Annotated in this window: 25 protein-coding genes; 13 read left to right on the plus strand and 12 right to left on the minus strand. The window is 57.6% G+C overall.

Translation table 11 applies throughout. The features are described from left to right. Positions 1-102: 102 nt before the first annotated feature. The 3 genes from FCL49_RS07520 (at position 103) to FCL49_RS07530 (ending at position 2,184) form a co-directional block, all read left to right on the plus strand. Positions 103-756, plus strand: coding sequence for a helix-turn-helix transcriptional regulator (locus FCL49_RS07520; protein ID WP_174353031.1), 654 nt, complete (start codon positions 103-105; stop codon positions 754-756). Between the two features lie 168 nt (positions 757-924). Continuing rightward, positions 925-1,842 carry a drug/metabolite exporter YedA gene (gene yedA, locus FCL49_RS07525; protein WP_174353032.1) on the plus strand — a complete coding sequence of 306 codons (918 nt, stop codon included), beginning with the start codon at positions 925-927 and terminating at the stop codon, positions 1,840-1,842. Between the two features lie 165 nt (positions 1,843-2,007). Continuing rightward, positions 2,008-2,184, plus strand: a complete 177-nt coding sequence (locus FCL49_RS07530; protein WP_174353033.1) for a hypothetical protein — start codon at positions 2,008-2,010, stop codon at positions 2,182-2,184. On the opposite strand, the gene FCL49_RS07535 is transcribed toward FCL49_RS07530, so the two are convergent. Next, positions 2,172-3,083: a LysR family transcriptional regulator gene (locus FCL49_RS07535; protein WP_174353486.1), complete on the minus strand. Its 912-nt coding sequence runs from the start codon at positions 3,081-3,083 to the stop codon at positions 2,172-2,174. The genes FCL49_RS07530 and FCL49_RS07535 overlap by 13 nt on opposite strands. Positions 3,084-3,212: 129 nt before the next feature. Between FCL49_RS07535 and FCL49_RS07540 the strand changes: the two genes are divergently transcribed. After that, positions 3,213-3,947 (plus strand): SDR family oxidoreductase, encoded by a 735-nt coding sequence (locus FCL49_RS07540; protein ID WP_174353034.1) that lies wholly within the window; start codon positions 3,213-3,215, stop codon positions 3,945-3,947. Between the two features lie 2 nt (positions 3,948-3,949). Here FCL49_RS07540 and FCL49_RS07545 read toward each other — a convergent pair whose 3' ends face one another. From FCL49_RS07545 to FCL49_RS07570, 6 genes are read right to left on the minus strand one after another with little or no spacing between them, the layout of a single operon-like run. Further along, the gene (locus FCL49_RS07545) at positions 3,950-4,729 is read right to left on the minus strand and encodes a phosphate/phosphite/phosphonate ABC transporter substrate-binding protein (protein ID WP_174353487.1); all 780 of its coding nucleotides are present in this window, start codon (positions 4,727-4,729) and stop codon (positions 3,950-3,952) included. A 9-nt stretch (positions 4,730-4,738) separates the two neighbouring features. Then, on the minus strand, positions 4,739-5,518 hold the full coding sequence (locus FCL49_RS07550; protein ID WP_254611008.1) for an ABC transporter permease: 780 nt from the start codon (positions 5,516-5,518) through the stop codon (positions 4,739-4,741). Next, a complete protein-coding gene (locus FCL49_RS07555; protein ID WP_174353035.1) occupies positions 5,515-6,450 on the minus strand; it encodes an ABC transporter ATP-binding protein in 936 nt (311 codons plus the stop codon). Before FCL49_RS07555 ends, FCL49_RS07550 begins: the two co-directional genes overlap by 4 nt. Further along, positions 6,447-7,607, minus strand: a complete 1,161-nt coding sequence (locus tag FCL49_RS07560) for an ABC transporter permease (RefSeq protein ID WP_174353036.1) — start codon at positions 7,605-7,607, stop codon at positions 6,447-6,449. Before FCL49_RS07560 ends, FCL49_RS07555 begins: the two co-directional genes overlap by 4 nt. A gap of 47 nt (positions 7,608-7,654) precedes the next feature. Beyond that, complete coding sequence (osmF, locus tag FCL49_RS07565) at positions 7,655-8,587, minus strand: glycine betaine ABC transporter substrate-binding protein OsmF (RefSeq protein WP_174353037.1); 933 nt, start codon at positions 8,585-8,587, stop codon at positions 7,655-7,657. A gap of 29 nt (positions 8,588-8,616) precedes the next feature. After that, a complete protein-coding gene (locus FCL49_RS07570; protein ID WP_174353038.1) occupies positions 8,617-9,684 on the minus strand; it encodes a fatty acid desaturase in 1,068 nt (355 codons plus the stop codon). Positions 9,685-9,918: 234 nt separating this feature from the next. Here FCL49_RS07570 and nudI point away from each other — a divergent pair, with 234 nt between their 5' ends. Continuing rightward, on the plus strand, positions 9,919-10,344 hold the full coding sequence (nudI, locus tag FCL49_RS07575; protein ID WP_174353039.1) for a nucleoside triphosphatase NudI: 426 nt from the start codon (positions 9,919-9,921) through the stop codon (positions 10,342-10,344). 46 nt (positions 10,345-10,390) lie between these two features. On the opposite strand, the gene FCL49_RS07580 is transcribed toward nudI, so the two are convergent. Together FCL49_RS07580 and FCL49_RS07585 are read right to left on the minus strand one after the other, a co-directional pair. Further along, a complete protein-coding gene (locus FCL49_RS07580; protein ID WP_174353040.1) occupies positions 10,391-10,762 on the minus strand; it encodes a cell envelope integrity TolA C-terminal domain-containing protein in 372 nt (123 codons plus the stop codon). Positions 10,763-10,800: 38 nt separating this feature from the next. Then, positions 10,801-11,709 carry a LysR family transcriptional regulator gene (locus FCL49_RS07585; protein WP_174353041.1) on the minus strand — a complete coding sequence of 303 codons (909 nt, stop codon included), beginning with the start codon at positions 11,707-11,709 and terminating at the stop codon, positions 10,801-10,803. Between the two features lie 142 nt (positions 11,710-11,851). On the opposite strand from FCL49_RS07585, the gene FCL49_RS07590 reads away from it, so the two are divergent. The 3 genes from FCL49_RS07590 to FCL49_RS07600 are packed head-to-tail and all read left to right on the plus strand — an operon-like array spanning position 11,852 to position 14,981. After that, positions 11,852-12,496 (plus strand): hydrolase, encoded by a 645-nt coding sequence (locus tag FCL49_RS07590; RefSeq protein ID WP_135315704.1) that lies wholly within the window; start codon positions 11,852-11,854, stop codon positions 12,494-12,496. A 46-nt stretch (positions 12,497-12,542) separates the two neighbouring features. After that, on the plus strand, positions 12,543-13,088 hold the full coding sequence (locus FCL49_RS07595; RefSeq protein ID WP_174353042.1) for an antibiotic biosynthesis monooxygenase: 546 nt from the start codon (positions 12,543-12,545) through the stop codon (positions 13,086-13,088). Between the two features lie 21 nt (positions 13,089-13,109). Next, entirely contained in the window at positions 13,110-14,981 is a 1,872-nt protein-coding gene (locus FCL49_RS07600) for an amidohydrolase (RefSeq protein WP_174353043.1), read from the plus strand. Between the two features lie 87 nt (positions 14,982-15,068). On the opposite strand, the gene FCL49_RS07605 is transcribed toward FCL49_RS07600, so the two are convergent. Beyond that, positions 15,069-16,199 (minus strand): Gfo/Idh/MocA family protein, encoded by a 1,131-nt coding sequence (locus FCL49_RS07605; RefSeq protein WP_174353044.1) that lies wholly within the window; start codon positions 16,197-16,199, stop codon positions 15,069-15,071. A gap of 238 nt (positions 16,200-16,437) precedes the next feature. Beyond that, a complete protein-coding gene (locus FCL49_RS07610; protein ID WP_174353489.1) occupies positions 16,438-16,626 on the minus strand; it encodes a DUF1127 domain-containing protein in 189 nt (62 codons plus the stop codon). Between the two features lie 177 nt (positions 16,627-16,803). Between FCL49_RS07610 and FCL49_RS07615 the strand changes: the two genes are divergently transcribed. The 5 genes from FCL49_RS07615 to FCL49_RS07635 all read left to right on the plus strand — a co-directional run bounded on the left by FCL49_RS07615 (position 16,804) and on the right by FCL49_RS07635 (position 21,495). Next, complete coding sequence (locus tag FCL49_RS07615; protein ID WP_174353045.1) at positions 16,804-18,252, plus strand: PLP-dependent aminotransferase family protein; 1,449 nt, start codon at positions 16,804-16,806, stop codon at positions 18,250-18,252. A gap of 82 nt (positions 18,253-18,334) precedes the next feature. Then, positions 18,335-19,219 carry an oxidoreductase gene (locus tag FCL49_RS07620; RefSeq protein WP_174353046.1) on the plus strand — a complete coding sequence of 295 codons (885 nt, stop codon included), beginning with the start codon at positions 18,335-18,337 and terminating at the stop codon, positions 19,217-19,219. A 9-nt stretch (positions 19,220-19,228) separates the two neighbouring features. After that, a complete protein-coding gene (locus FCL49_RS07625; protein WP_174353047.1) occupies positions 19,229-20,251 on the plus strand; it encodes an AraC family transcriptional regulator in 1,023 nt (340 codons plus the stop codon). Continuing rightward, entirely contained in the window at positions 20,248-20,922 is a 675-nt protein-coding gene (locus FCL49_RS07630) for an epimerase (protein WP_174353048.1), read from the plus strand. Before FCL49_RS07625 ends, FCL49_RS07630 begins: the two co-directional genes overlap by 4 nt. 72 nt (positions 20,923-20,994) lie before the next feature. Continuing rightward, positions 20,995-21,495 (plus strand): DUF523 domain-containing protein, encoded by a 501-nt coding sequence (locus tag FCL49_RS07635; protein WP_174353049.1) that lies wholly within the window; start codon positions 20,995-20,997, stop codon positions 21,493-21,495. Here FCL49_RS07635 and FCL49_RS07640 read toward each other — a convergent pair. Then, positions 21,492-21,917 (minus strand): NUDIX hydrolase, encoded by a 426-nt coding sequence (locus tag FCL49_RS07640; protein WP_174353050.1) that lies wholly within the window; start codon positions 21,915-21,917, stop codon positions 21,492-21,494. The two genes, FCL49_RS07635 and FCL49_RS07640, sit on opposite strands and share 4 nt — an antisense overlap. Between the last annotated feature and the right edge of the window lie 4 nt (positions 21,918-21,921).

The raw sequence follows: 21,921 nt of genomic DNA on the forward strand, positions 1-21,921 counted from the left end.
TTGTCGTCCTGTTTTCAGAGGAATGGCATTGAGTTAATTGTGAGACTGCGTTAGATTTAACAAGAATTATCTTGGAATAAGAGTAGGGCGAGGCGGAGAAATATGTCAAGAATAAACTTGGAAAATAGCGGTAGTCCCGCACAATCGGTCAGTGACCGTTTGCTGACACTGTTGAAAACCCGCGGCCCACAGCAAGCTTCTGATGCAGGTAAAGTCCTTGGCACCACCGGTGAAGCCGCGCGCCAGCAGTTCGTCAAGCTGGCAAAAGATGGGTTGGTTGAAGCGGTGGCGGAAACTCGCGGTGTCGGCCGACCGGTGCAGCTATGGCACCTGACCGCCGCAGGCAATGCACGCTTTCCGGATACCCATTCCGAACTGACAGTACAGCTGCTGCGCACCGTGCGCGACAAGCTGGGCGAACAGGCAATCGAGTTGTTGATCGACACCCGCGAGCAGGAAACGCGCATTAACTACAAACAGGCAATGGTCGGCGCCACGGATTTGCAGGAACGCGTAGCGCGCCTGACGGCGATCCGTTGTCGCGAAGGCTACATGGCCGAATCAAGCCTACAGGAAGACGGCTCTTTTCTGCTGGTAGAAAACCACTGCCCTATTTGCGCCGCCGCCGCCGTTTGCCAGGGATTCTGCCGCGCAGAATTGAGCGTTTTCACCGAGGTATTACAGGCGCAGGTTGAACGCTCCGAACATATCCTGGCCGGTGCACGGCGCTGCGCCTACCGTATTTCATTGCTGTAACCGACACCCGGCGTAAGGCAGCCAGCAGGCTGGCGTCATCCGATGAATAACCACCGGAAAGCCAGCCCATTGCACGCTTAAAAAAGTATTGAAAAGCGTTGCTTATCCTCTGCCCGATCGGGTTTACTGAGTCCTCTAATAATAACCTTCCCTGCAGAATTAAAATCCATGCTGAGCCAAAGTAGCCGTAACGTCCTGCCGTTAATCGGGGCGCTGTTCACGTTATATATTGTCTGGGGTTCGACCTATTTCGTTATTCGTCTGGGCGTGGAGAGCTGGCCGCCGTTGATGATGGCCGGTATCCGCTTTCTGGTCGCCGGTCTTGTGCTGTTTGGCTTTTTAGCGCTGCGCGGCCATGCATTGCCGACGGCAAAGCAGTGGCTGGCCGCCGGGACCATTGGCATTTTGCTGCTGGCGGTGGGCAACGGCCTGGTGACGGTGGCAGAACATCAGCATGTGCCTTCCGGCATTGCCGCCGTAATGGTGGCGACAGTGCCGCTGTTCACCCTGTGCTTCAGCCTGCTGTGGGGCATGCGTAATACCAAACTGGAATGGGCTGGCATTGGGCTGGGGTTGGTGGGGATTATATTGCTCAATACCGGTAATAATCTGGTCGGCAACCCCACCGGCGCGCTGTTGATCCTGCTGGCCTCCGCCAGTTGGGCCTTTGGCTCGGTACTGGGATCGCGTATCTCTCTGCCGGCCGGGCCAATGGCCGGAGCAGCGGAAATGCTAGTGGCCGGCGTGGTGCTACTGGTGGTCAGCCAGCTCAGCGGCGAGCATCTGACGCAGATGCCGAGCGCCAAAGGTTTCTTCGCGCTGGGTTACCTGATTGTCTTCGGCTCGATGCTGGCGATCAGCGCCTATATGTTTTTGCTGAAAAACGTACGCCCGGCGGTGGCAACCAGCTATGCCTACGTCAATCCGGTGGTAGCGGTGCTGCTCGGCATCAGCTTTGCCGGCGAATCTCTGGCACCACGTGAATGGGCAGCACTGGTGATTATCGTCGCGGCGGTGGTGCTGGTAACCTTGGGCAAATTCCTGTTTGCGCGCCCGTCCAGCCGTATAAAGAACGTGGAGCAATAAGGTAGGGGCGCTGCATGCTGCGCCCGCATCCATCGGGGCGAATATATTCGCCCCCTACGGTAACTGCTGCAGCTTGAAAGACGACGGGTATAAAAACGATTCTTGTTTCGTCCGTTGAAGAGACTATAATTCCCGCTGTTCCGGGCAACCTGCGAAATTATCCCAATGCTTAAAAAATCGTTCATCATCGTTATCTTTCTGTGTGCCTTTGGTTCACTCGGCGGCGTCTTCCTGGCCGGGCTGAATATGTACACCCGTTCCACCACGCCAAGCGAAGAAACCACTACCTCCAGCGAAGCCGCTGCCAGCGCGACCCCGGCAGCCAGCACTCAGACCAAGTGATGCGTCATCCAGTCCTGACAGCGCTGCTGTAAAAAGCGCTGTAGTAACCTGACGCGCTCCGACACCTGCGAGCGATGTGGACAAACCAGGCTGATGGGCACCGCGTCGCTTTGCCACTCCGGCAACAGCGTTACCAAACGTCCGGCCTGAATATCCGCCACCACATCAATGGCTGATTTACGGACAATCCCGTGCCCGGCCAGCGCCCAGCGACGCGCTATTTCACCGTCATCGGTAAAGTAGCGGCCAGTCAGCGGCACCTCCGTCAATTCATCGCCTCGCCAAAAGCGCCATTCCGCCTGCCTGTGCCCACTGGGTTGATAAATCAGAATGCTGTGCTGAGCAAGTTCGTCTGGCGTTTGCGGCGTGCCATGTTGCTGCAGATAAGCCGGACTGGCACAAATCAACCGTCGGTGCTGCGGCAGGATCGGTAGCGCCACCAGCGAAGAGTCCGCCAGTTGACCAAAGCGCAGCGCAATATCCACCGGTTCACGAAACAGATCGGCATGGCGGTCATTAATCAGTAACTGCAGCTGGATATGCGGGTGTTGCCGTTTGAATTCATCAAGCCAGCCCAGCAACAGGTTACGGCCAAAATCCGAGGGTGCGGAGATCTGCAGCACGCCGGACAATCCCTGATGTTTCTCGCGTATTGCCTGTTCACCCTCCGCCAGCGCCCCCAGGGCCAACCGGGCACTGTCGAGATAGCGCTGCCCTTCTTCCGTCAGGCGCAAGCTGCGGGTAGAACGCACCAGCAGCCGTACCCCCAGGCGCTGTTCCAGCCTTTTAATCGCAATGCTGGCAGCCGCCGGCGTCATATCCAACGCACGCGCCGCCGCTGAAAAGCTGCCGCCTTCCACCGTCCGGACAAACACTTCGAGGTCGATAAAGGAGGTAATGGGTTATTCCTGCGGCCCGCAAACTATTAAAATAATTTTACAAGTGTTTGCCATTTAGGCCAATTGCTCACGGATTTTCAATCAGGAATGATAGATAGCACTGAAACTCACTGAAATTGAGGCGCTATCATGACTATTCCTTCTTCTTCCCTGAACCGGCAAAAACTGGTGATCCTCGGCGGTAACAGCGGCATTGGTGCGGCAGTGGCTTATGCCGCGATAGAACGCGGGGCCAATGTGGTGTTGGCCTCCCGCCGCGTCGGCAGCATGCAGCACTATCAGCCTGCCGACGGTAGCGGTAACCTGCGGGTGATGCAGGCTGACGTGACCGATGAAAGCTCACTGCGTGCGCTGTTTGCCGAAGTCGGCGAGTTCGATCATCTGGTGTTCACCGCCGGGCCGGTAGTGCAGGCCAGACTGCTGGCGGATATCGACTTTGACCAAGCGCAGGCCAACTTCGACGTCAAACTGTGGGGCGCATTGCGAGCCATTCAGGCGGCATTGCCCACCCTGGCGCCACAGGGTTCCATCACCCTGACCTCCGGCCAGCTGTCGCGGAAATACCTCAGCGGCCAGCTGATTAAAACCGGTATTAATGCGGCACTGGAGGCCATCGGCAAGCAGTTGGCAAAAGAGTTGGCACCGCGGCGGGTTAACGTGGTGAGCCCTGGCGTCACGGTCACCGAAGCTTACGACGCCATGAGCGCCGAACAGCGTCAGGCTATGTTTGCCAAAACCGGCGCTGGGCTGCCGGTTGGGCGTGTTGGCCAGGCGGCAGAGGTGGCCGCGGGTTATTTGCTGGCGATGGAAAACGGCTTTATCACCGGCAGCATTATCGATATTGACGGCGGCGGGCTGCTGTAAGCTTACAGCCTTGTCACCCCAAGCGCGGCGGCCTGCTGTTCCAGCCCGGCGATTTTTTGGTATGCCGAACGCGGCACCAGGCTGAAATCACCGATCAACAGGCTGTCGCTCACCGCTTCACCCAGCATCGCCCTGGCCCCGGCACGCAGGATCTCCAGCTGTTCCGGCGGGGTTTGTCGCGAAGTAATCAGCGGCAACCCCGGTACGCTCGCCGTTCGCCCAATAATTTTTAGCCCCACCAGTGCCTGCGGCTGTGCCCGTTTCAACAGTTCAAGGCTGACACAGTCAACGGCAGCAATATCCGCCTGCCGATTCTGGATCAGTTTGATCGACTGATAATGCGCGCCAGAGGCGATGGCGGCGCGGAAGAATTTGCCCTCCTGAGCCAGCGGCGCAATCAACGCCCGCAAGCTGTTATGACCAGACTGCGAATCGGTACTGTTATAGGCCGCAACCCGGCCGCGAAAATCCGCCAGCTGCTCGCCGGGTTCGTCATCACGCACCACCAGCCAACTGCTGTATTCCGGCCCTTCGCAACCTTCAACGCGATAATGATAGGTGCCCACCAGCTGCACCTGCGGCAGGCTGATGGCCAGCGGATAGCCGCAGGTTTGGCTGAGCAACAAGTCATCGCGCTGCCAGTGCTGCGCCAGATCCTGCGGCCAACTGAGCGACTCGGGCGCTTGCGCTAATCCCAGTTGCAGTAACTTGTCACGCAGCACCCGCCAGAAGGCTTCCGCCGGTTGATGTGTCACGCCGTACATCGGTAAAGATACCTGCATCATGTTCCCTTATCCGGCAGAAGAAGAAGCCACCAGCGCCTGCTGACGCCAGGCGGTGAGATGGCGTACCCAGCGCTCAAACAGCATATCGGTAATGATCGCCAACAGGGCCACCACCACCGCGCCCTGGATAACATAAGCGGTATTAAAGCCGCTCAGGCCAATAATAATCGGCGATCCCAGGGTTTTGGTGCCGACGGTAGAAGCTATCGCCGCCGTGCCAATATTAATGATCACCGAGGTACGGATCCCGGCGACGATCACCGGCGCCGCCAGCGGCAGTTCGACGCGCCACAGGATCTGCCGGGAACTCATCCCTACCCCCTGCGCAATCTCACGGGTGGCGCTGGGCACCGACTCAATCCCCGCCAGCGTGCCTTGCAAAATCGGCAGTAAACCGTACAGCACCAGCGCGATGATCGCCGGCTGTTCACTAAAGCCCATCACCGGCACCGCGATCGCCAGTACCGCCACCGGCGGAAAAGTCTGCCCCACCGCCACCAGCGTTTCCACCAATGAGCGGAACTCCTTACCGGCGCGGCGCGTGACAGCGACGCCGGCGCTGACGCCAATCACCACGGCAACCAGGCTGGAAACCGCCACCAGCAACAGATGCGCCCATACCAGTGAGATAAAACTGTCCTGCTGATACACCGGCCGGTCCAGATCCGGGAACCAGGCGGCAAACAGGCCGTGTAAATGATTCATGCCAAACACCAGTGCCAACAACAGGGCAAAGGTCCAGGGCAGCGGATCGCGCAGCCAGCGCAGGGCCCGAAGCGCACTCATGACAGCGCCTTTTGCACAATCAGATCGCTGAAATGCAGCACGCCAAGCGCTTCGCCCTGTTCGCCAATCACTGGCAGACATTCGCTGCCGCGTGCCACAAACACCGACAGTGCTTCACGCAGACTCATGGTGGCGGCAATAGGCTCTCCCTCCACCTGGCCAGGCCGCACCCGTTGCGCTACCGTTTCCAGCGACAGCAGCTTGATACCGCGATCGCTGCGGCCAAAGAAATCACGCACAAAATCGTTGGCCGGTGCGGTCAACAGTTCCAGCGGCGTGCCCTGCTGCACGATGCGGCCCTGATCGAGCAGTACAATGCGGTCCGCCAGGGCCAACGCTTCATCGATGTCGTGCGTCACCAGTACGATGGTGCGTCCGGAAAGATGGTGGATACGTGCAATCTCTGTCTGCAGCGCTGCACGGGTCACCGGATCCAGTGCGCCAAAAGGCTCGTCCATCAGCAGCACTTCTGGGTCGGCGGCCAGCGCACGTGCCACCCCAACCCGCTGCTGCTGGCCACCAGAAAGCTGGTGCGGGTAACGGCGGCGGAACAGATCCGGCTCCAGATGCAGCAGCTCCAGCAACTCGGTCACCCGGTCGCGAATGCGCGCACGCGGCCATTTCAGCAGTTGTGGCACGGTGGCAATGTTCTCTTCCACCGTCCAGTGCGGGAACAGGCCGATCGACTGAATGGCATACCCCATGCGGCGGCGCAGATCCTGCGGTTTGAATTTCTGGATCTCCTCGTCGGCAAAGTAAATCTTGCCCTGATCGTGCTCGATCAGTCGGTTGATCATTTTTAACGTGGTGGATTTCCCAGAACCAGAGGTGCCGATCAGTACGGCAAATTCGCCCTTGGCAATCCGCAGCGTAAGATCGTCCACCGCCGGCTTGCCCTGAAAAATCTTGCTGACCTGATTAAACTGAATCATCGGCGTGACACTTCCAAAATTGAAACCAAAAATTTAAACAGCGAATCGACGATTACCGCCATCACGATCACCGGGATCACCCCCAGCAGCACCAAGTCCAGCGCGCTGCTGAGCAGGCCCTGGAAAACGATGGCGCCAAAACCTCCGGCACCAATCAGCGCCGCCACCACCGCCATGCCGACGGTCTGCACCGCCAAAATGCGCACGCCGGTCAGGAACAGCGGCAACGCCAATGGCAGTTGCACGCGCAAGAAGATCTGCCCACGCGTCAGCCCCATGCCACTGGCGGATTCAATCACGCTGGCCGGCACGCTCTGCAATCCGGCCACTACACTGCGCACCAAAGGTAACAGCGCATACAACACCAGGGCGACAATCGCCGGAGCCATGCCGATACCGCTGACGCCGTGTTCTGCCAGCCAGGGCAACGCCTTTGCCAGCCCGGCTAATGGCGCGATCAGCAAGCCGAACAGCGCAATCGACGGCACGGTCTGGATAATGTTCAGAGTAGAAAATATCGGTGTTTGTAAGCGTACAGAGCGAAAACACAGCACCCCGAGCGGAATGCCAATCAACAGCGCCGGTACCAGCGTGGCCAGCAGGATGGTCAAATGCTGCAACAGTGCGGCGTCAAATACGTCCTGCCGGTTGTAGTACTCTTTCAGCAGCGAAAGCTGATCCAGCTGATGGCTAAACAACAGCACCAGCGCAGGCAGCACCACCAACAGGTTGCCCAGAATGCGCCAAAAATGCGAGGTGGTGATACGGGTCAGGGCGTCGGCGGCCATCAACAGGCTCAGCGCCAGCATCAACCAGCAACCACTGCCCCAGGAAGTTCGCGCCAGTTTGGATCCCTCCAACGCCAACTGTTGGGCCGCATGCCCACTCAACCAGAAGGTTAATGCCAGCAACACCGAAGCCGTCAACGCGGTAAGCAACGCATGGCGCCTGACCGGTGCCAACAGGCTGAGTACCGCCAACGCCAACATGGGCACCAGCAACCACAGCGCCGGGCCGTGCATCAGGGAAATCAGGGAAATGCTCTTGCCCGACAGCAGGCGATTGGGGGCATAGCTGAGAAACGGCAGGCCAAATGCGGCCAGCAGCAACAGAATAAGCAGCGTCAGTAATACGCGGTTTTTTACGGCAATAATCAAAGAAACTCTCCAGCTCCATGTTGGCCCCCCAACGGGGGCCAGCGGCGTTACCCCTTAACCAACCCTTTCTCTTTCAGATAGGCGGCCGCCACCTGTTTGGCGTCCTGACCTTCCACTGCAATCTGCGCATTGAGTTTTTGCAGCGTTGGGCCGTCAAGTGTCGCAAATACCGGCTTCAGCAATTCGGCGATGTTGGCATGCTGTTTCAGCGTTGCCTCGCGGATAATCGGTGCCGGTGCGTAAATCGGCTGCACCCCTTTTGGATCTTCCAGCGTGACCAGCCCCAGCGCCGCTACCGGGCCGTCGGTACCGTAGGCCATGGCCGCGTTGACGCCAGAGGTTTGCTCCGCTGCCGCCTTGATGGTCACCGCCGTGTCACCGCCGGCCAGTGACAGCAACTGGTCCTGGTTCAGCTTAAAGCCGTAAGCGTTCTGGAACGCAGGCAGCGCATCCGGACGCTCGATAAATTCTGCCGAAGCGGCCAGCTTGAACTTGCCGCCGCCGTTGATCCACTTGCCCAAATCGGCCAGCGTTTTCAGGTGATTGGCATCCGCCACGTCCTGACGGATAGCAATGGTCCAGGTGTTGTTGGCCGGAGCCGCATCCAGCCAGACGATTTTGTTCTTGTCATAATCGAGCTTCTTCACCTTTTCGAAACCGGCCTGGGCGTTTTTCCACGCCGGGTCTTTTTCATCAGAGAAGAAAAATGCGCCGTTGCCGGTGTATTCCGGATAGACGTCAATTTCGCCGGAGGTGATCGCCCCACGCAGCACCTTGGTGGTGCCGAGCTGTAATTTATTGGTGGTTTTGATGCCGTTGGATTCCAGCACCTGCACGATAATATTGCCGAGCAACGAACCTTCGGTATCGATTTTGGAGCCAACGCGCACCGTATCAGCCGCCTGTGCCACACCGAGGCTTGCCGCGAGTAAACTCAGTGCCAAAGCTAACCCGCGACCACGTGATGGGGTGATTGCCATATTTTTTCCTCTTGTTGTGTATTTTCCGGCTATTTGGCCAGATCGATTGGAAAATCCTGAGAAGCGCGCTTCCATCGCACAATAAATGTCTCTGCCGGCCAGGCTTCATTTTCGCCCTGCGTTTCCCTTGGCGGCTTGCCGGCATGAAACGGATGAACCTCAACGGCCACCGGGGTAAACGCGTATTCATTCACCCACTGGCCATAGCCCGCCACCACAAATCCCTGGCTGCGTTGCTGGTATTCATCACGCTCCGCCAGATACACCTGCCGTAAACCGTACCACGGTAAGCCGGGGAGATCATGGTGAACTAAATGATAGTTCAGATTAAGAAACAACAGCCGCCACGGCCAGGCTGCCTCATTAATAATAGAACGTGCCTGCGGAGCTTCAACGGCACGATGCTCAAAAAACGATCTTACCTTGGTCAACGCCAACGCCGGATAGCTGATGGCCAGCAGATAAAACCCGGTGCCAATGCCGTGCTGTTGCAACCAGCTCAATACCCCCACCAGCAATAGCAAATGCACCAGCCACATCGCCAGAGTACGTAACTCACCGGCAACGATCGCTTTTAGCGCATTAACCCCGGTAGCGACAATATCCAGCGCCGGGCCAACCAGTAGGCGTCCGCTCAGGGTATTGCGCACTCTGGCCAACAGCGGGTACAGCCGTGGAAAGCGCTGCCACTGTGCCTGGCTGAAGTAATAGCTTTCGGGGTCTTCATGCGGAACGGTCAGATGTTCATTGCGGTGATGCTGAATATGCGAGTCGCGATACAGCCCGTAGGGATACCACACCGCCAACGGCAGCAGGCCGAATAACTGATTAAGCCGCGGCCAGCGCGTGGGATGACCGTGGATCAGCTCGTGTTGCAGCGACATATACCAGGTGGTCAGCAGAATTAACATTGGCGTGCCAAGCCACGGCCCCAGCGCCTGCCAGTACTGCACCACGCCAAACCAGCCGCCGTAAACCGCTGCCATAATGCCCCAGGTCGGCAGCTCCAGCCGCCAGGACCAACGCTGGTTAAGTTGCTGTATCCAATGGCGTTGGGCAGGATGCAAATAGTGGCTGTGGCTTTTGGCTGAGGACATTGCGCGGCTCGCTGTTTGAGATTTTGCTCAGTATCAGCGAGCCGCAGGAGTGCTCAAAATAACGAAAGCGGCAAAGCAAAGTTAAAAATCAGCTATTTATGCCATTGCTGTTGATGAGAACCCGATCACGGATGCCCCATCGAGTTCAACGGGATACTACCGTGAATAGTATTCTGGCTTGATAACAGCTGTTATCTGATTGGCTAATAAGAACTTATGACATCAGGAGGTTACATGCGTCAAAGGACCATCGTCTGCCCGATTATTGAAAATAATGGCGAGTATTTACTGTGCAAAATGGCCGATGACCGCGGCGTTTTCCCCGGCCAGTGGGCGCTGTCCGGTGGAGGTATGGACCCCGGCGAGACGATTGAGGAAGCCCTTCGTCGTGAGATCAGGGAAGAACTGGGGGAAGCACTGGAAATTACCCAGATCACCCCTTGGACTTTCAGGGATGATGTTCGTACCAAGACTTATCCTGATGGGACAACAGAACAGATCTACATGCTGTATCTGATCTTCGATTGTGTCAGTGCCAATCGTCAGGTCACCTTCAATGAAGAGTTTCAGGAAGTCACCTGGCTCAGGCCCGACCGGATACCTGAACTCGATCTCAATGAGGCCACTCGCATCACCTTTGCGCAGAAAGGTATTTTGTAACTGGTGCATGGCTTACCGCATCCGATGCGGTAAGCCAACTGCCTCATCAGGGAACAAAATCCAGTACCACGCTGTGGAATAACGCGTACTCGGTTTCATTGGCCATTTTCGGCAGTTTGGCACGTTGTACTGCCTGGCTTGCCGCTGCACACAGCTCTGCGTCACCTTCCAGCACTTTAAAGTCTTTCAAAGATCCATCCGGCAACAGATGAATGCTGATCGAACAACTTTTGGACTTATATTTGCCGGGCAACTGCATTTCCTGCGTGATGGCCTGCCGCATTCTTTCCGGATAATTGCTGCGCTGGAGCTTCGTTGGCTGAACTGAAGTCGCCACGCTTTCCAACGCAGTGCGGTTTTCGCTGCCGGCGCTACAGCCGGCCAGTAACATCACCCATAGCCACATCCCTGCTTTCATTTCTCTACTTCCTTGTATTATCACCCGAAGGTGAAAAATCAGTGTTCCGGGTAGACACCGCCGGCATCGGCATATTGCTGTAACCGCTCGCGCCACCATTTCGCCGCCAGGCCGCTGGCACTTTCTCGCCAGCCAAAATAAGCAACGTCGCTACAGCGTTCCGATTCGACGCTTTTCGCCACCAGTTCGCCGCTTTTCAGGTAAGGTTCAGCCAAATAACGCGGCAAATAACCACAACCCAGGCCGCTGAGTTGCGCACGCAACTTGGCGTCGAAACCGAAGACCGTCAAGGTGTCTTGTTCCTCGAGGATGTTCAGGTTTTGCGGCGCGTTCACCCGCGAGGTATCACGCACCACCACCGCCCGGTGCTGGCGGATTTGATCCTTTGGCAAGGGTTCCGCCAACGCCGCCAGCGGGTGCTGCGGAGCCACGGCAAACACGTAATCCAACCTTCCCAACTGGCTAAAAGCATAGCCTACCTGCGACGGGGGCTCACAGATTGCACCGACAATAATATCCGCGCAGCCGTAAACCAGGGATTCCCAGGATCCGGCCAGCACCTCATGACCAAAACGCAGGCGGGTATGGTGATGCTGTTGATAGAACTCCTCAATCAGTGGCAGCAAGCGCTCAAACGGAAATGAAGCGTCAATGCCCAGCGTGATTTCGCTTTCCCAGCCGTTTTCTACATAACGCGCCTGCTGCTCCAAATCCTGCGCCGCCCGTAATATCGACCGGCCTTTTTCCAGCATCAATTTGCCGGTGTCGGTAAATTTCGCCCGATGGCCGGAACGATCAAGCAACGTAATATCGAGGTCGTTCTCCAGTTTCTGCACCATATAGCTCAGTGCCGACGGCGTTTTGAACAGCACTGCCGCCGCGGCGGCAAAGGAACCATGCCGATCGAGCGCATCCAAAATCAGTAACGCTTCCAGGTTTAATCTCACCGCTCCCCCTTCGTGTATAAAAAAACTCAACAAGACGGCAAAAATTCTGCGCTATCTTTGAAATCTGCCCCTGCCTACTCTGTGATTAATCGAGATGACACTCATCATCTGTTAAACCGAAGTATCACTGGGAAGGTAAATCATGTCTAAATTTCAATTGCTTGATAAAGATAATTCCGCACTGATTTTCATCGACCACCAGCCGCAAATGTCTTTTGGCGTGGCTAATATTGATCGCCAGCTGCTGAAAAACAACGTGGTAGGTCTGGCCAAAGCCGGCAAGATTTTTAACGTCCCGACGATTTTTACCTCGGTGGAAACCGAAAGTTTCAGCGGCTATATCTGGCCGGAACTGTTGGCAGTACATCCTGAAATCACCCCGATTGAACGAACCTCGATGAACTCCTGGGAAGATGCCGCCTTCGTGAAGGCCGTGGAGGCTACCGGTCGCAAAAAGCTGGTGATTTCCGCCCTGTGGACCGAAGTGTGCCTGACCTTCCCGGCGCTGATGGCGCTTGAAGCCGGCTACGAAGTTTATGTGGTCACCGATACTTCCGGCGGTACCTCGGTCGATGCGCATGAGCGTTCAATCGACCGCATGGTGCAGGCCGGTGCCATCCCGGTGACCTGGCAGCAGGTGCTGTTGGAATACCAGCGTGACTGGGCACGTAAAGAGACTTACGACGCGGTGATGGCACTGGTGCGCGAACACAGCGGCGCTTACGGCATGGGTGTCGACTACGCTTACACCATGGTGCATCACGCTCCTGCACGCGTGGCGAAATAACCCTTCACCCCGGCCTCGCGCCGGGGTTTTTCTGGAGTGGAATACTATGGCCCATCCGCAGCATGTCACGTTAGTCATCACCCATCTTTTGGCACCGGGACAGGAACAGGCCTATGAGGCCTGGCTAAAACGCATCATGCCCGAGGCTGCCAACTTTACCGGCCACCTCGGCGTTAACGTGATCCGTCCTACCGGCAACGAACAGGCCTATACCGTATTGGTGCGTTTTGACAACCTGGACAATCTCTATCTGTGGATTAACTCGCCGTTGCGCAAGCGCTACATCGAGGAGGTCTCACCGCTGCTGCTGGAGAGCGATCGCATTGAAATTCGGCCCGGTGCGGAATTCTGGTTCACGCCGCCAAGCCCCAACACCCGCCAGCCTGCCAAGTGGAAACAATTTTTGATCACCCTGCTGGTGATCTTCCCCTCCACCAATTTGGTGCCCTGGTTCTGGGGCAAGCTGTTGCCGCAATTGAACGGCACCCTGATCGGCCATTTTCTTAATGACGCCACCGTAGTTGCCCTGGTGGTGTTTCTCTGGATGCCAATAGTGACCCGCGTATTTCATCAATGGCTCACCCGCCGTTAGGCGGCCTGCCGGGAGAACGTTATGAGTAACCATGCTTCCCTGATTATCACCAACGGTAAATTTCATACTGTCGATCGCGAGCAACCTACCGCCCAGGCCGTGGCGATCCGCGACGGCAAATTCCTCGCCGTCGGCAATGAAAACGAAGTCATGCAGTACGCAGGGCCAGAAACGCAGGTGATTGACCTGCACGGCCACACCGCAGTCCCCGGCCTCAATGACTCACACCTGCACCTGATCCGCGGCGGCCTGAACTATAACCTTGAGCTGCGCTGGGAAGGGGTACCTTCTCTGGCCGATGCGTTACGCATGTTGAAGGAACAGGCGCTGCGCACCCCCAGCCCGCAGTGGGTACGGGTGGTCGGTGGCTGGACCGAGTTTCAGTTTGCCGAACGCCGCATGCCGACGCTGGATGAAATCAATCAGGCGGCACCGGATACCCCGGTATTTATCCTGCATCTGTATGACCGCGCCCTGCTCAACCGCGCAGCGCTGAAAGTGGTGGGCTACACCAAAGACACGCCGAACCCGCCTGGGGGCGAAATTCAGCGTGACGGCAACGGCAACCCGACCGGCATGCTGATTGCCAAACCCAATGCGATGATCCTGTATGCCACTCTGGCCAAAGGGCCAAAACTGCCGCTGGAACAGCAGGTCAATTCGACCCGTCAGTTTATGCGCGAGTTGAATCGCCTTGGCCTGACCAGCGCCATTGACGCCGGGGGTGGTTTCCAGAACTACCCAGAGGACTATCAGGTGATCGCCGAGCTGCACGAGAAAAAGCAGTTGACCCTGCGGATTGCCTACAACCTGTTCACCCAACGTCCCAAACAGGAACTGGAGGATTTCAAGCTGTGGACCGACATGCTACAACCGGGCCAGGGTACCGATTTTTACCGCCATAACGGCGCCGGTGAGATGCTGGTATTCTCCGCCGCCGACTTCGAGGATTTCCTGCAGCCACGTCCGGATCTGCCGGAAGGCACCGAAGACGAACTCGAGCGCGTGGTACGCCATTTGGTCGAACACCGCTGGCCATTCCGCCTGCATGCCACCTATGACGAATCCATCAGCCGCATGCTGAACGTGTTCGAAAAGGTGAACCGCGAAATTCCGTTCAACGGCCTGCACTGGATTTTCGATCACGCCGAAACCATCTCCGATCGCAACATCGAGCGGGTGAAAGCACTGGGTGGCGGCATTGCGGTACAGCACCGCATGGCATTCCAGGGCGAGTATTTCGCCGAACGCTACGGTAAGGAAGCCACCAAACAGACGCCGCCGGTGGCCAAAATGCTGGCGGCCGAACTGCCGGTTGGGCTGGGCACCGACGCCACCCGCGTGGCCAGTTATAACCCGTGGACCGCACTGTACTGGCTGGTTTCCGGCCGCACCGTCGGCGGCATGGCGATGTATGACGACAATGCCCGGCTGGATCGTGAAACGGCGCTGATGCTGTGGACCCAGGGCAGCGCCTGGTTCTCTACCGAGCAAGGCAAAAAAGGGCAGATTAAGGTTGGGCAGTTGGCGGATCTGGCGGTGCTGTCGCAGGACTATTTCAGCGTGCCGGAGGAGCAGATCAAGGGGATTGAATCGGTGATGACGGTGGTGGACGGCAAAGTGGTTTATGCCGCCGGTAGCTTCTCACCGTTGGCGCCACCGGCAATACCGGTGCTGCCGGACTGGTCGCCGGTCACTCAGGTGCCAGGGCATTATCGCTCTGCGCCGCCTGCCGCCACGACCCGTAGCGGGGTATTAAGCCAGGCGCACCAGTGCTGCGGCCCGTGCGGTGTGCATGCGCATCAGCATGATGTCGCTCGCCGCTCCAGCATTCCCGTCTCGGACGACAATGCCTTCTGGGGCGCGTTCGGCTGCTCATGCTTTGCCTTTTAAGCTATCAGGCTATTAGCTTACTAAGCTAATGGCCTAACTTCTTCATAGCTTAAGGCGCTCTCAATTTACGAGCGCCATAAGTTATTCTCAGTCGCGGTTGATCTCCAGCCAGCGGCGCTGTTCGGCGGAAGCGGCGATCGCATCCAGCACGCAAGAGACTTTCCAGCCTTCTTCAAAGTCCGGCCACATAGGGTCATCGGCGGCAATACCGTTGACCAGGTCGCGGATCTCCACCGTTTTCTGATCGTTAAAGCCGATACCATGCCCGGCGCTAATGCAGAAAGCGGCGTAATCCGGATGCTTTGGCCCCACCAGCAAGGTTTTAAAACCCTGACGCTCCGCCGGCTCATCATGACGATACAGCTTCAGTTCCGCCATCCGCTCCTGAGTGTAACTCAGCGTCCCCCTAGTGCCAGTGACCACATAGGTCAGCCCCATTTTTCGCCCGCAGGCAATACGTGAGGTTTCGATGGTGCCCATCGCCCCGCCGGCAAAGCGTACCAGCGCACTGGCCTGATCTTCGTTTTCCACCTGATGCATCAGCGTAGAGTCTTTCGCATCCGGACGCTGTTTAATGATGGTCTGCATATCGCCGGAGACGGCAACAATGTCCCCCACCAGATAGTGCGCCATATTCACAATATGCGCCGCCAGGTCACCCAGCGCCCCCAACCCGGCCGTCGCCTTGCGGCAGTGCCAATCGATCGGCGTACGTGGGTCGGCGAGGTAATCTTCGTTGTGGGTACCGTAGAAATGCACCACTTCACCTATCTCGCCATTGGCAATAATTTCACGCGCCAACTGGCTGGTCGGATTCTTCATATAGTTGAAGCCCACCAGGGTTTTGACCCCTTTAGCCCGCGCGGCCTGTACCATTTCGGCGGCGTCTTTGGCGTCCAGCGCCAGCGGTTTTTCGGAATAGACGTGTTTGCCGTGGCGGATCGCCTCCAGCGCCATTTCTTTATGCAGGAAGTTGGGCGCGCAGATATCCACCACATCTATCGACGGATCGGCCACCAGTTGGCGCCAGTCACCGGTGGAGCGCGAGAAACCAAACTCTGCGGCTCGCTGTTGCGCCAATTCTGGCGTCACTTCTGCCAGCATTTCCAGCACCAGTTCCCCTTTAAGTGGAAATACCGTGGCAGCCTGCGCATAAGCAATAGCGTGGCAGCGCCCAATGTAGCCGGTGCCAATTAAACCAACGCGAACCTGTTTCATCACCTTCTCCCGTTACCGATAGTCATATAGGATGGCGCACACAATGAAATGCATCATCTGATAAGCGTTTATATGGAATATAAATTTCAATAACAAGCGAGGGATAGAATAAAGATGATATTCGTGATGCCGTTCATAAATCCTTGCAGGCTCGAATGAAACAACATAAAACCGGGCAAGCAGAAACCAGCCCGGCGGGTATAAATGAATTTTTTATTCTAAAAAACGCCGTCAGCGTTTAGCCTCGCCAGAAAGGCTTGCACCCTTCCCGCCACGCGTCAGTGCGCGTCAGGCCGATATCCGCCAACTGTGCGTCGTCCAACAGCAGCAAGGATTGGCGGGTAAGATAACGCTGCCAATAGAGTCGCCAAAGGGGAATTAATCGGGTCTGACGGGGTGCGGGTACGTCGGCAACAATAACTGTCATCATTCAATCTCCTTCGATTTAGCCTGAGATTGATGATGCGCTGCGGACAAAAAACAATACAGATTCAAGCCGACAGTATTTTTTCCATACAAAAGCTGTCTCTGTCTGTCTGCATGGTCTAATTTAACTTCATCTGTACCGGTTTTACCTCCATCCACTCTCATTCTGGGCATCTGTATGACACGCTACGCCACACTGGCCGCGATCCTCAGCCAACGCATTGAACAGGGGCTTTACCCGACCGGCGATCGCCTGCCTTCGGTACGCATGTTGAGCCAGGAACACGGCGTCAGCATCAGCACGGTGCAGCAGGCCTACCGTCTGCTGGAAGAGAGACATCTGGTAGAGGCCCGGCCAAAGTCGGGCTATTTTGTGCAGGCGCGACGGAATTTGGCCGAACTGCCCGCGGTGACCCGCCCGGTGCAGCGACCGGTGGATATTTCACAGTGGGAGCAGGTGCTGGAACTGATCCGCAACAAGCCGCGCGAAGACCTGATTCAACTGGGTCGTGGCATGCCGGATATCAGTGAACCGACGTTGAAACCGCTGATGAAAGCATTGGGGCATATGGGCCGCCACGGCGATCTGCGCAGTCTGCATTTCGACAGCATTCAGGGCGTGCTGGGGTTACGTGAGCAAATTGCCCGCCTGCTACTCGATTCCTGTTGCCAGATTGATGCCGATCAGTTGGTGATCACCACCGGCTGTCACGAGGCATTGTCCGCCGGGCTGCGCGCAGTATGCCAGCCAGGGGACATTGTGGCGGTTGACTCCCCCTGCTTCCACGGCACCATGCAGACGCTGAAAGGCTTGGGGATGAAGGCGCTGGAAATCCCCACCGATCCGCTCACCGGCATCAGCCTGGAAGCGCTGGAGCTGGCACTGGAACAGTGGCCGGTCAAAAGCATCCTGTTGACCCCCAACTGCAATAATCCGCTGGGTTACATCATGCCGGAGGCGCACAAGCAACGTTTGCTGACGCTGGCGCAGCGCTTTGACGTGACGATTATTGAAGATGACGTGTACGGCGATATCGCCTACCAATATCCGCGACCGCGTACCATCAAGTCCTTCGATGAAGATGGACGGGTGCTGTTGTGCAGCTCTTTTTCAAAAACCTTGGCGCCCGGCCTGCGCATCGGCTGGATCGCTCCCGGCCGCTATCTGGAGCGCGTACTGCACATGAAATATATCGGCACCGGATCCACCGCCACCCAGCCACAGTTGGCGATTGCCGAATTCATCCGTCACGGTCACTACCTGCAACACCTGCGGCGCATGCGCACCCGCTACCAACAAAACCGCGACATCATGACCGGTTGGATTATGAAATACTTCCCTCCCGGTACCCGCGTCAGCCAGCCGCGCGGCGGCTTTATGCTGTGGATCGAACTGGATGAAGAATTTGATACCCTGCGGCTCAACCGTCATCTGGAGCAACAGGGCGTGCAGATCGCCGTCGGCAGTATTTTTTCCGCCTCAGGTAAATACCGCCATTGTCTGCGCATCAACTATGCCTATGCACCGAAGCTGATGCCCGAGATTGAGCAAGCGGTATTACGGGTCGGCGCAACCATCCAAAGACTGATGCCGACGCGTGAAAGCACATTGGCGCAATCGGATTAATTGTTGGCATAATCGGATTATCAGTACAGCGTCTAACCTTCTAGAGTGAGACCTCACCCAATGAACAGGTAAGGAAGGTTGTATGTCTCAGTCTCAGGTGTGGTTAATCACTGGCAGTTCGCGCGGTCTGGGCCGGCAGTTGGCGCAAGCGGTGCTGGCTGCCGGACATCGTCTGGTGGCTACTGCGCGCCAGCCACAGCAATTGCAGCCGCTGGTGGACAGCTTTGGCGACCGGGTTATCACCGTAGCGCTGGACGTTACCGATGCCGCAGCGGCAAAACGCGCAGTGCAAACGGCGGTTGAACACTTCGGCCGCCTCGACGTGCTGGTCAACAACGCCGGCTACGGCAATATTGCGCCGGTAGAAGAAGCCGATGAAGCCGATTTTCGCGCCCAGATCGACACTAACTTTTACGGTGTCTTCAACGTGACTCGCGCCGCTCTGCCTATACTGCGTCAACAGGGTAGCGGCCATATCATTCAGATATCCACTATCGGCGCTCGCCTGGGTATGCCGGGCCTTAGCGCCTACCATACCGCCAAGTGGGCGCTCGAAGGCTTCTCCGAATCGCTGGCCAAGGAAATTGCCCCGTTCGGCGTGAAACTCACCATGGTAGAACCGGGTGGCTTTCGTACCGACTGGGCAGGCTCGTCGATGACCGTCGCACCGGTCGGCACAGCTTACCAGCCACTCTTCGCCCCAATGCTGGATTACCTGCAGCAACATAACGGCAATCAACCCGGCGATCCGGCCAAGGCGGCGCAGGCGATCCTGCAACTGACGACGATAAACCAGCCGCCGTTACGCCTGTTGCTCGGCAGCGATGCGGTATATTTGGCCCAACAGGTATTGGCGGCACGTGAGGCAGAAGATGCCGCCTTCCGAACGCTCAGTCTGAGCACCGATCGGGACGACAGCCAGCCGGATCACGCCGCTCTGGCGGCTCTGGTGGCCGGTCAATCATAAGGAATAACAATGAGCAGCGATCAGATCGCCCTGTCCAGCGCCCTGTCGGCCCGCCTGATGGCGCTGGGTGTGGATATCGAACGGGTCGGTCAGTTGGCCGGCCTGCCTGAAGGGTTACTCAGCGAGCGACGTGAGAAGGTCAAGCTGTCCACCCGGCAGTTCTTCGATATCTGGCGTGCCCTCGCCCAGTTGAGTGACAGCGGTTTCGGCCTGCGTCTTGGCGGCGAAGTGCCACCAGAGCATTATGATATTGCTTCGGTCGCTGCGCTGCATTCCGCCACTCTCGGGGACGCGTTGCAAAAGGTCGCCCGTTACAAACGGCTGCTGTGTCCGGAAGAACTGATGCTGGTAGAGGATGGCGACAGTATCCGTCTGCACACCCGCTGGACCATGGCCAAGAGCCATGCGCCGGATTTGCTGATAGACGCGATGTTCGCCTCTATCATTACCCTGTGCCGCCGTGGCACCGGTCAGGCGATACACCCACGGGCTATCGAACTGACCCGAAGGCCGGATCCTGCCTCACCGCTGTCGCACTACTTCGGTTGCCCGGTGCATTTCAATGCCCCGCTGGATGTGCTGGTGTTTGACCGTACGCTGATGCACCAACCCTTCATCACCTACAATCAGGACATGCTGACGGTGCTGCTGCCAGGGCTGGAGTTCGAACTGGCCAGATCGCTGCAGGACGACAGCCTGCCGAGCCAGGTGATGGCGATACTGGGGCGCAGCATGCGCGGCCAGCGCCCAAGCGTTAACAGCGTGGCCGCCGAGCTATATATCAGCCCGCGCACCCTGCAACGTCGCTTGCAACAGCATGGCTACAGCTACCAGCAATTGCTGGATAAAACCCGCCACCGTACCGCCTGCCAACTGCTGGCCGAAACCACTCTGGAGCCGGGGGAAATCGCCTTTGTACTCGGATTTGAAGAATTGAATTCGTTCAGCCGCGCCTTTATGCAATGGGAAGCGCAAACGCCGAACCGCTGGCGCAGCCAACGCCTTACCGGTACCAGGGAGAACAGAGCATGAAAGTCATTATATTTGGCGCCAGTGGTATGGTCGGCCAGGGCGCGCTGCGCGAATGCCTGCGTGACCCGCAGGTGACGGAAGTGCTCTGCATCGGCCGCAGCGCGCTGGTGCAGAGCCATGCAAAATTAAGGCAGTTGACACTGCCCGATCTGAGTGACTTATCTGCCGTAGAGACACAGCTTGCAGGTTACGACGCCTGCTTTTTCTGCCTTGGCGTCTCCTCAGCCGGCATGAACGAAGCGCGTTACCGCGCCTTGACTTACGACCTGACGCTGGCCGCCGCTGGTCCGCTTGCGCGGCTGAACCCGGCGATGACCTTTATTTATGTTTCCGGTGTCGGCACCGACAGCAGCGAACGCGGCCGCAGCATGTGGGCCAGAGTCAAGGGCGCAACCGAGAACGCCTTGCTGGCACTGCCTTTCCACGCCGTGATGTTCCGCCCCGGCGCTATCGTGCCACTGCACGGCATCCGCTCCAGAACCCGGCTTTATGATTTGCTGTATCGGCTATTTAAACCGCTGTGGTTTGGCGCGCTTCGGCTGTTCCCCCACCAGGTCACCACCACCGAACGCGTCGGGCTGGCGATGCTGGCAGTGGCACGCCACCAGACGACGCTGCGGGTCATTGAGCCTGAGGAGATTAATCGTCTGGCGCTGACATCGGCGAGATGATTCTGCTATGTTAAAGCCGCGCGCGTGGGCCGCCTGCCCCACGCTTTCGCCACTGTGACAGAGACAGAGCCCATGCCGTCAAAGATTTTATTCAGCGCTTGCCTGGCCGGTTTTAAAGTTCGTTATAACGGATCCGATAAGCCCTTGTTCGACGCCACCCTGCAACGCTGGCAGCGCGAAGGCCGCCTGGTAGTGTGCTGCCCGGAGCTGGCCGCCGGTTTTCCCACCCCACGCCCCTCGGCAGAAATCACCCCATCCGCTGAAGGCGCCACGGTACTGGCTCAACGGGCAAGAGTGGTTGAAGTCAGCGGCGGTGACGTCACCGCCGGCTATCTGCTCGGTGCCCATCTGGCGCTGGAGACCGCACAACGGCATGATTGTCGCTTTGCCCTGCTTACCGACGGCAGCCCATCCTGCGGCAGCCAGTTTATCTACGACGGTTCTTTCAGCGGCCAGACCAAACCCGGCAGCGGCGTCACCGCCGAACTGCTGCGCCAGAATGGTATTGAGGTGTTTTCCGACCGTCAGATCGACGCGCTGATCGCCCGGATTGAAGCCGTGGAACAAGCCTAGCGCTGCAGATGCTGCGCCAACCGTTGCTGCAGGTGCGAGATGCCCTGTGGATGTACAATAAAGCGCTCGATGACCATCATCTGCCAGCGTTGCCCTTCATCGCCAAAGCGAATGGCGGCTATCTGCTCCGGCGTGATGTGACCCAGCATAAACCAGGTCGGCGGGTAGCCGGGGAAAATCCCTTCGTAACGCTGACGTAAACTCACCTGCTGTGCGTCAATCTGCAGGCCAAACTCTTCCAGCGTTTCCCGCTGCACGCATTGCAGCGGCGTCTCATCCCCTTCGCGCCCGCCCCCCGGCAAATCCCAACAGCCGGGCCAGGGAATATCCACCTTGTCATCACGCTGGTAGGTCAGCACGTTATCGCCGCACAACAGCGCGATTTTCGCGCCACCAAAGTCTGAGTCATCAATCTGTGACATCTTG

Origin of the sequence: Serratia proteamaculans (genome assembly GCF_013337185.1) — a bacterium.
Classification (GTDB): domain Bacteria; phylum Pseudomonadota; class Gammaproteobacteria; order Enterobacterales; family Enterobacteriaceae; genus Serratia; species Serratia proteamaculans_D.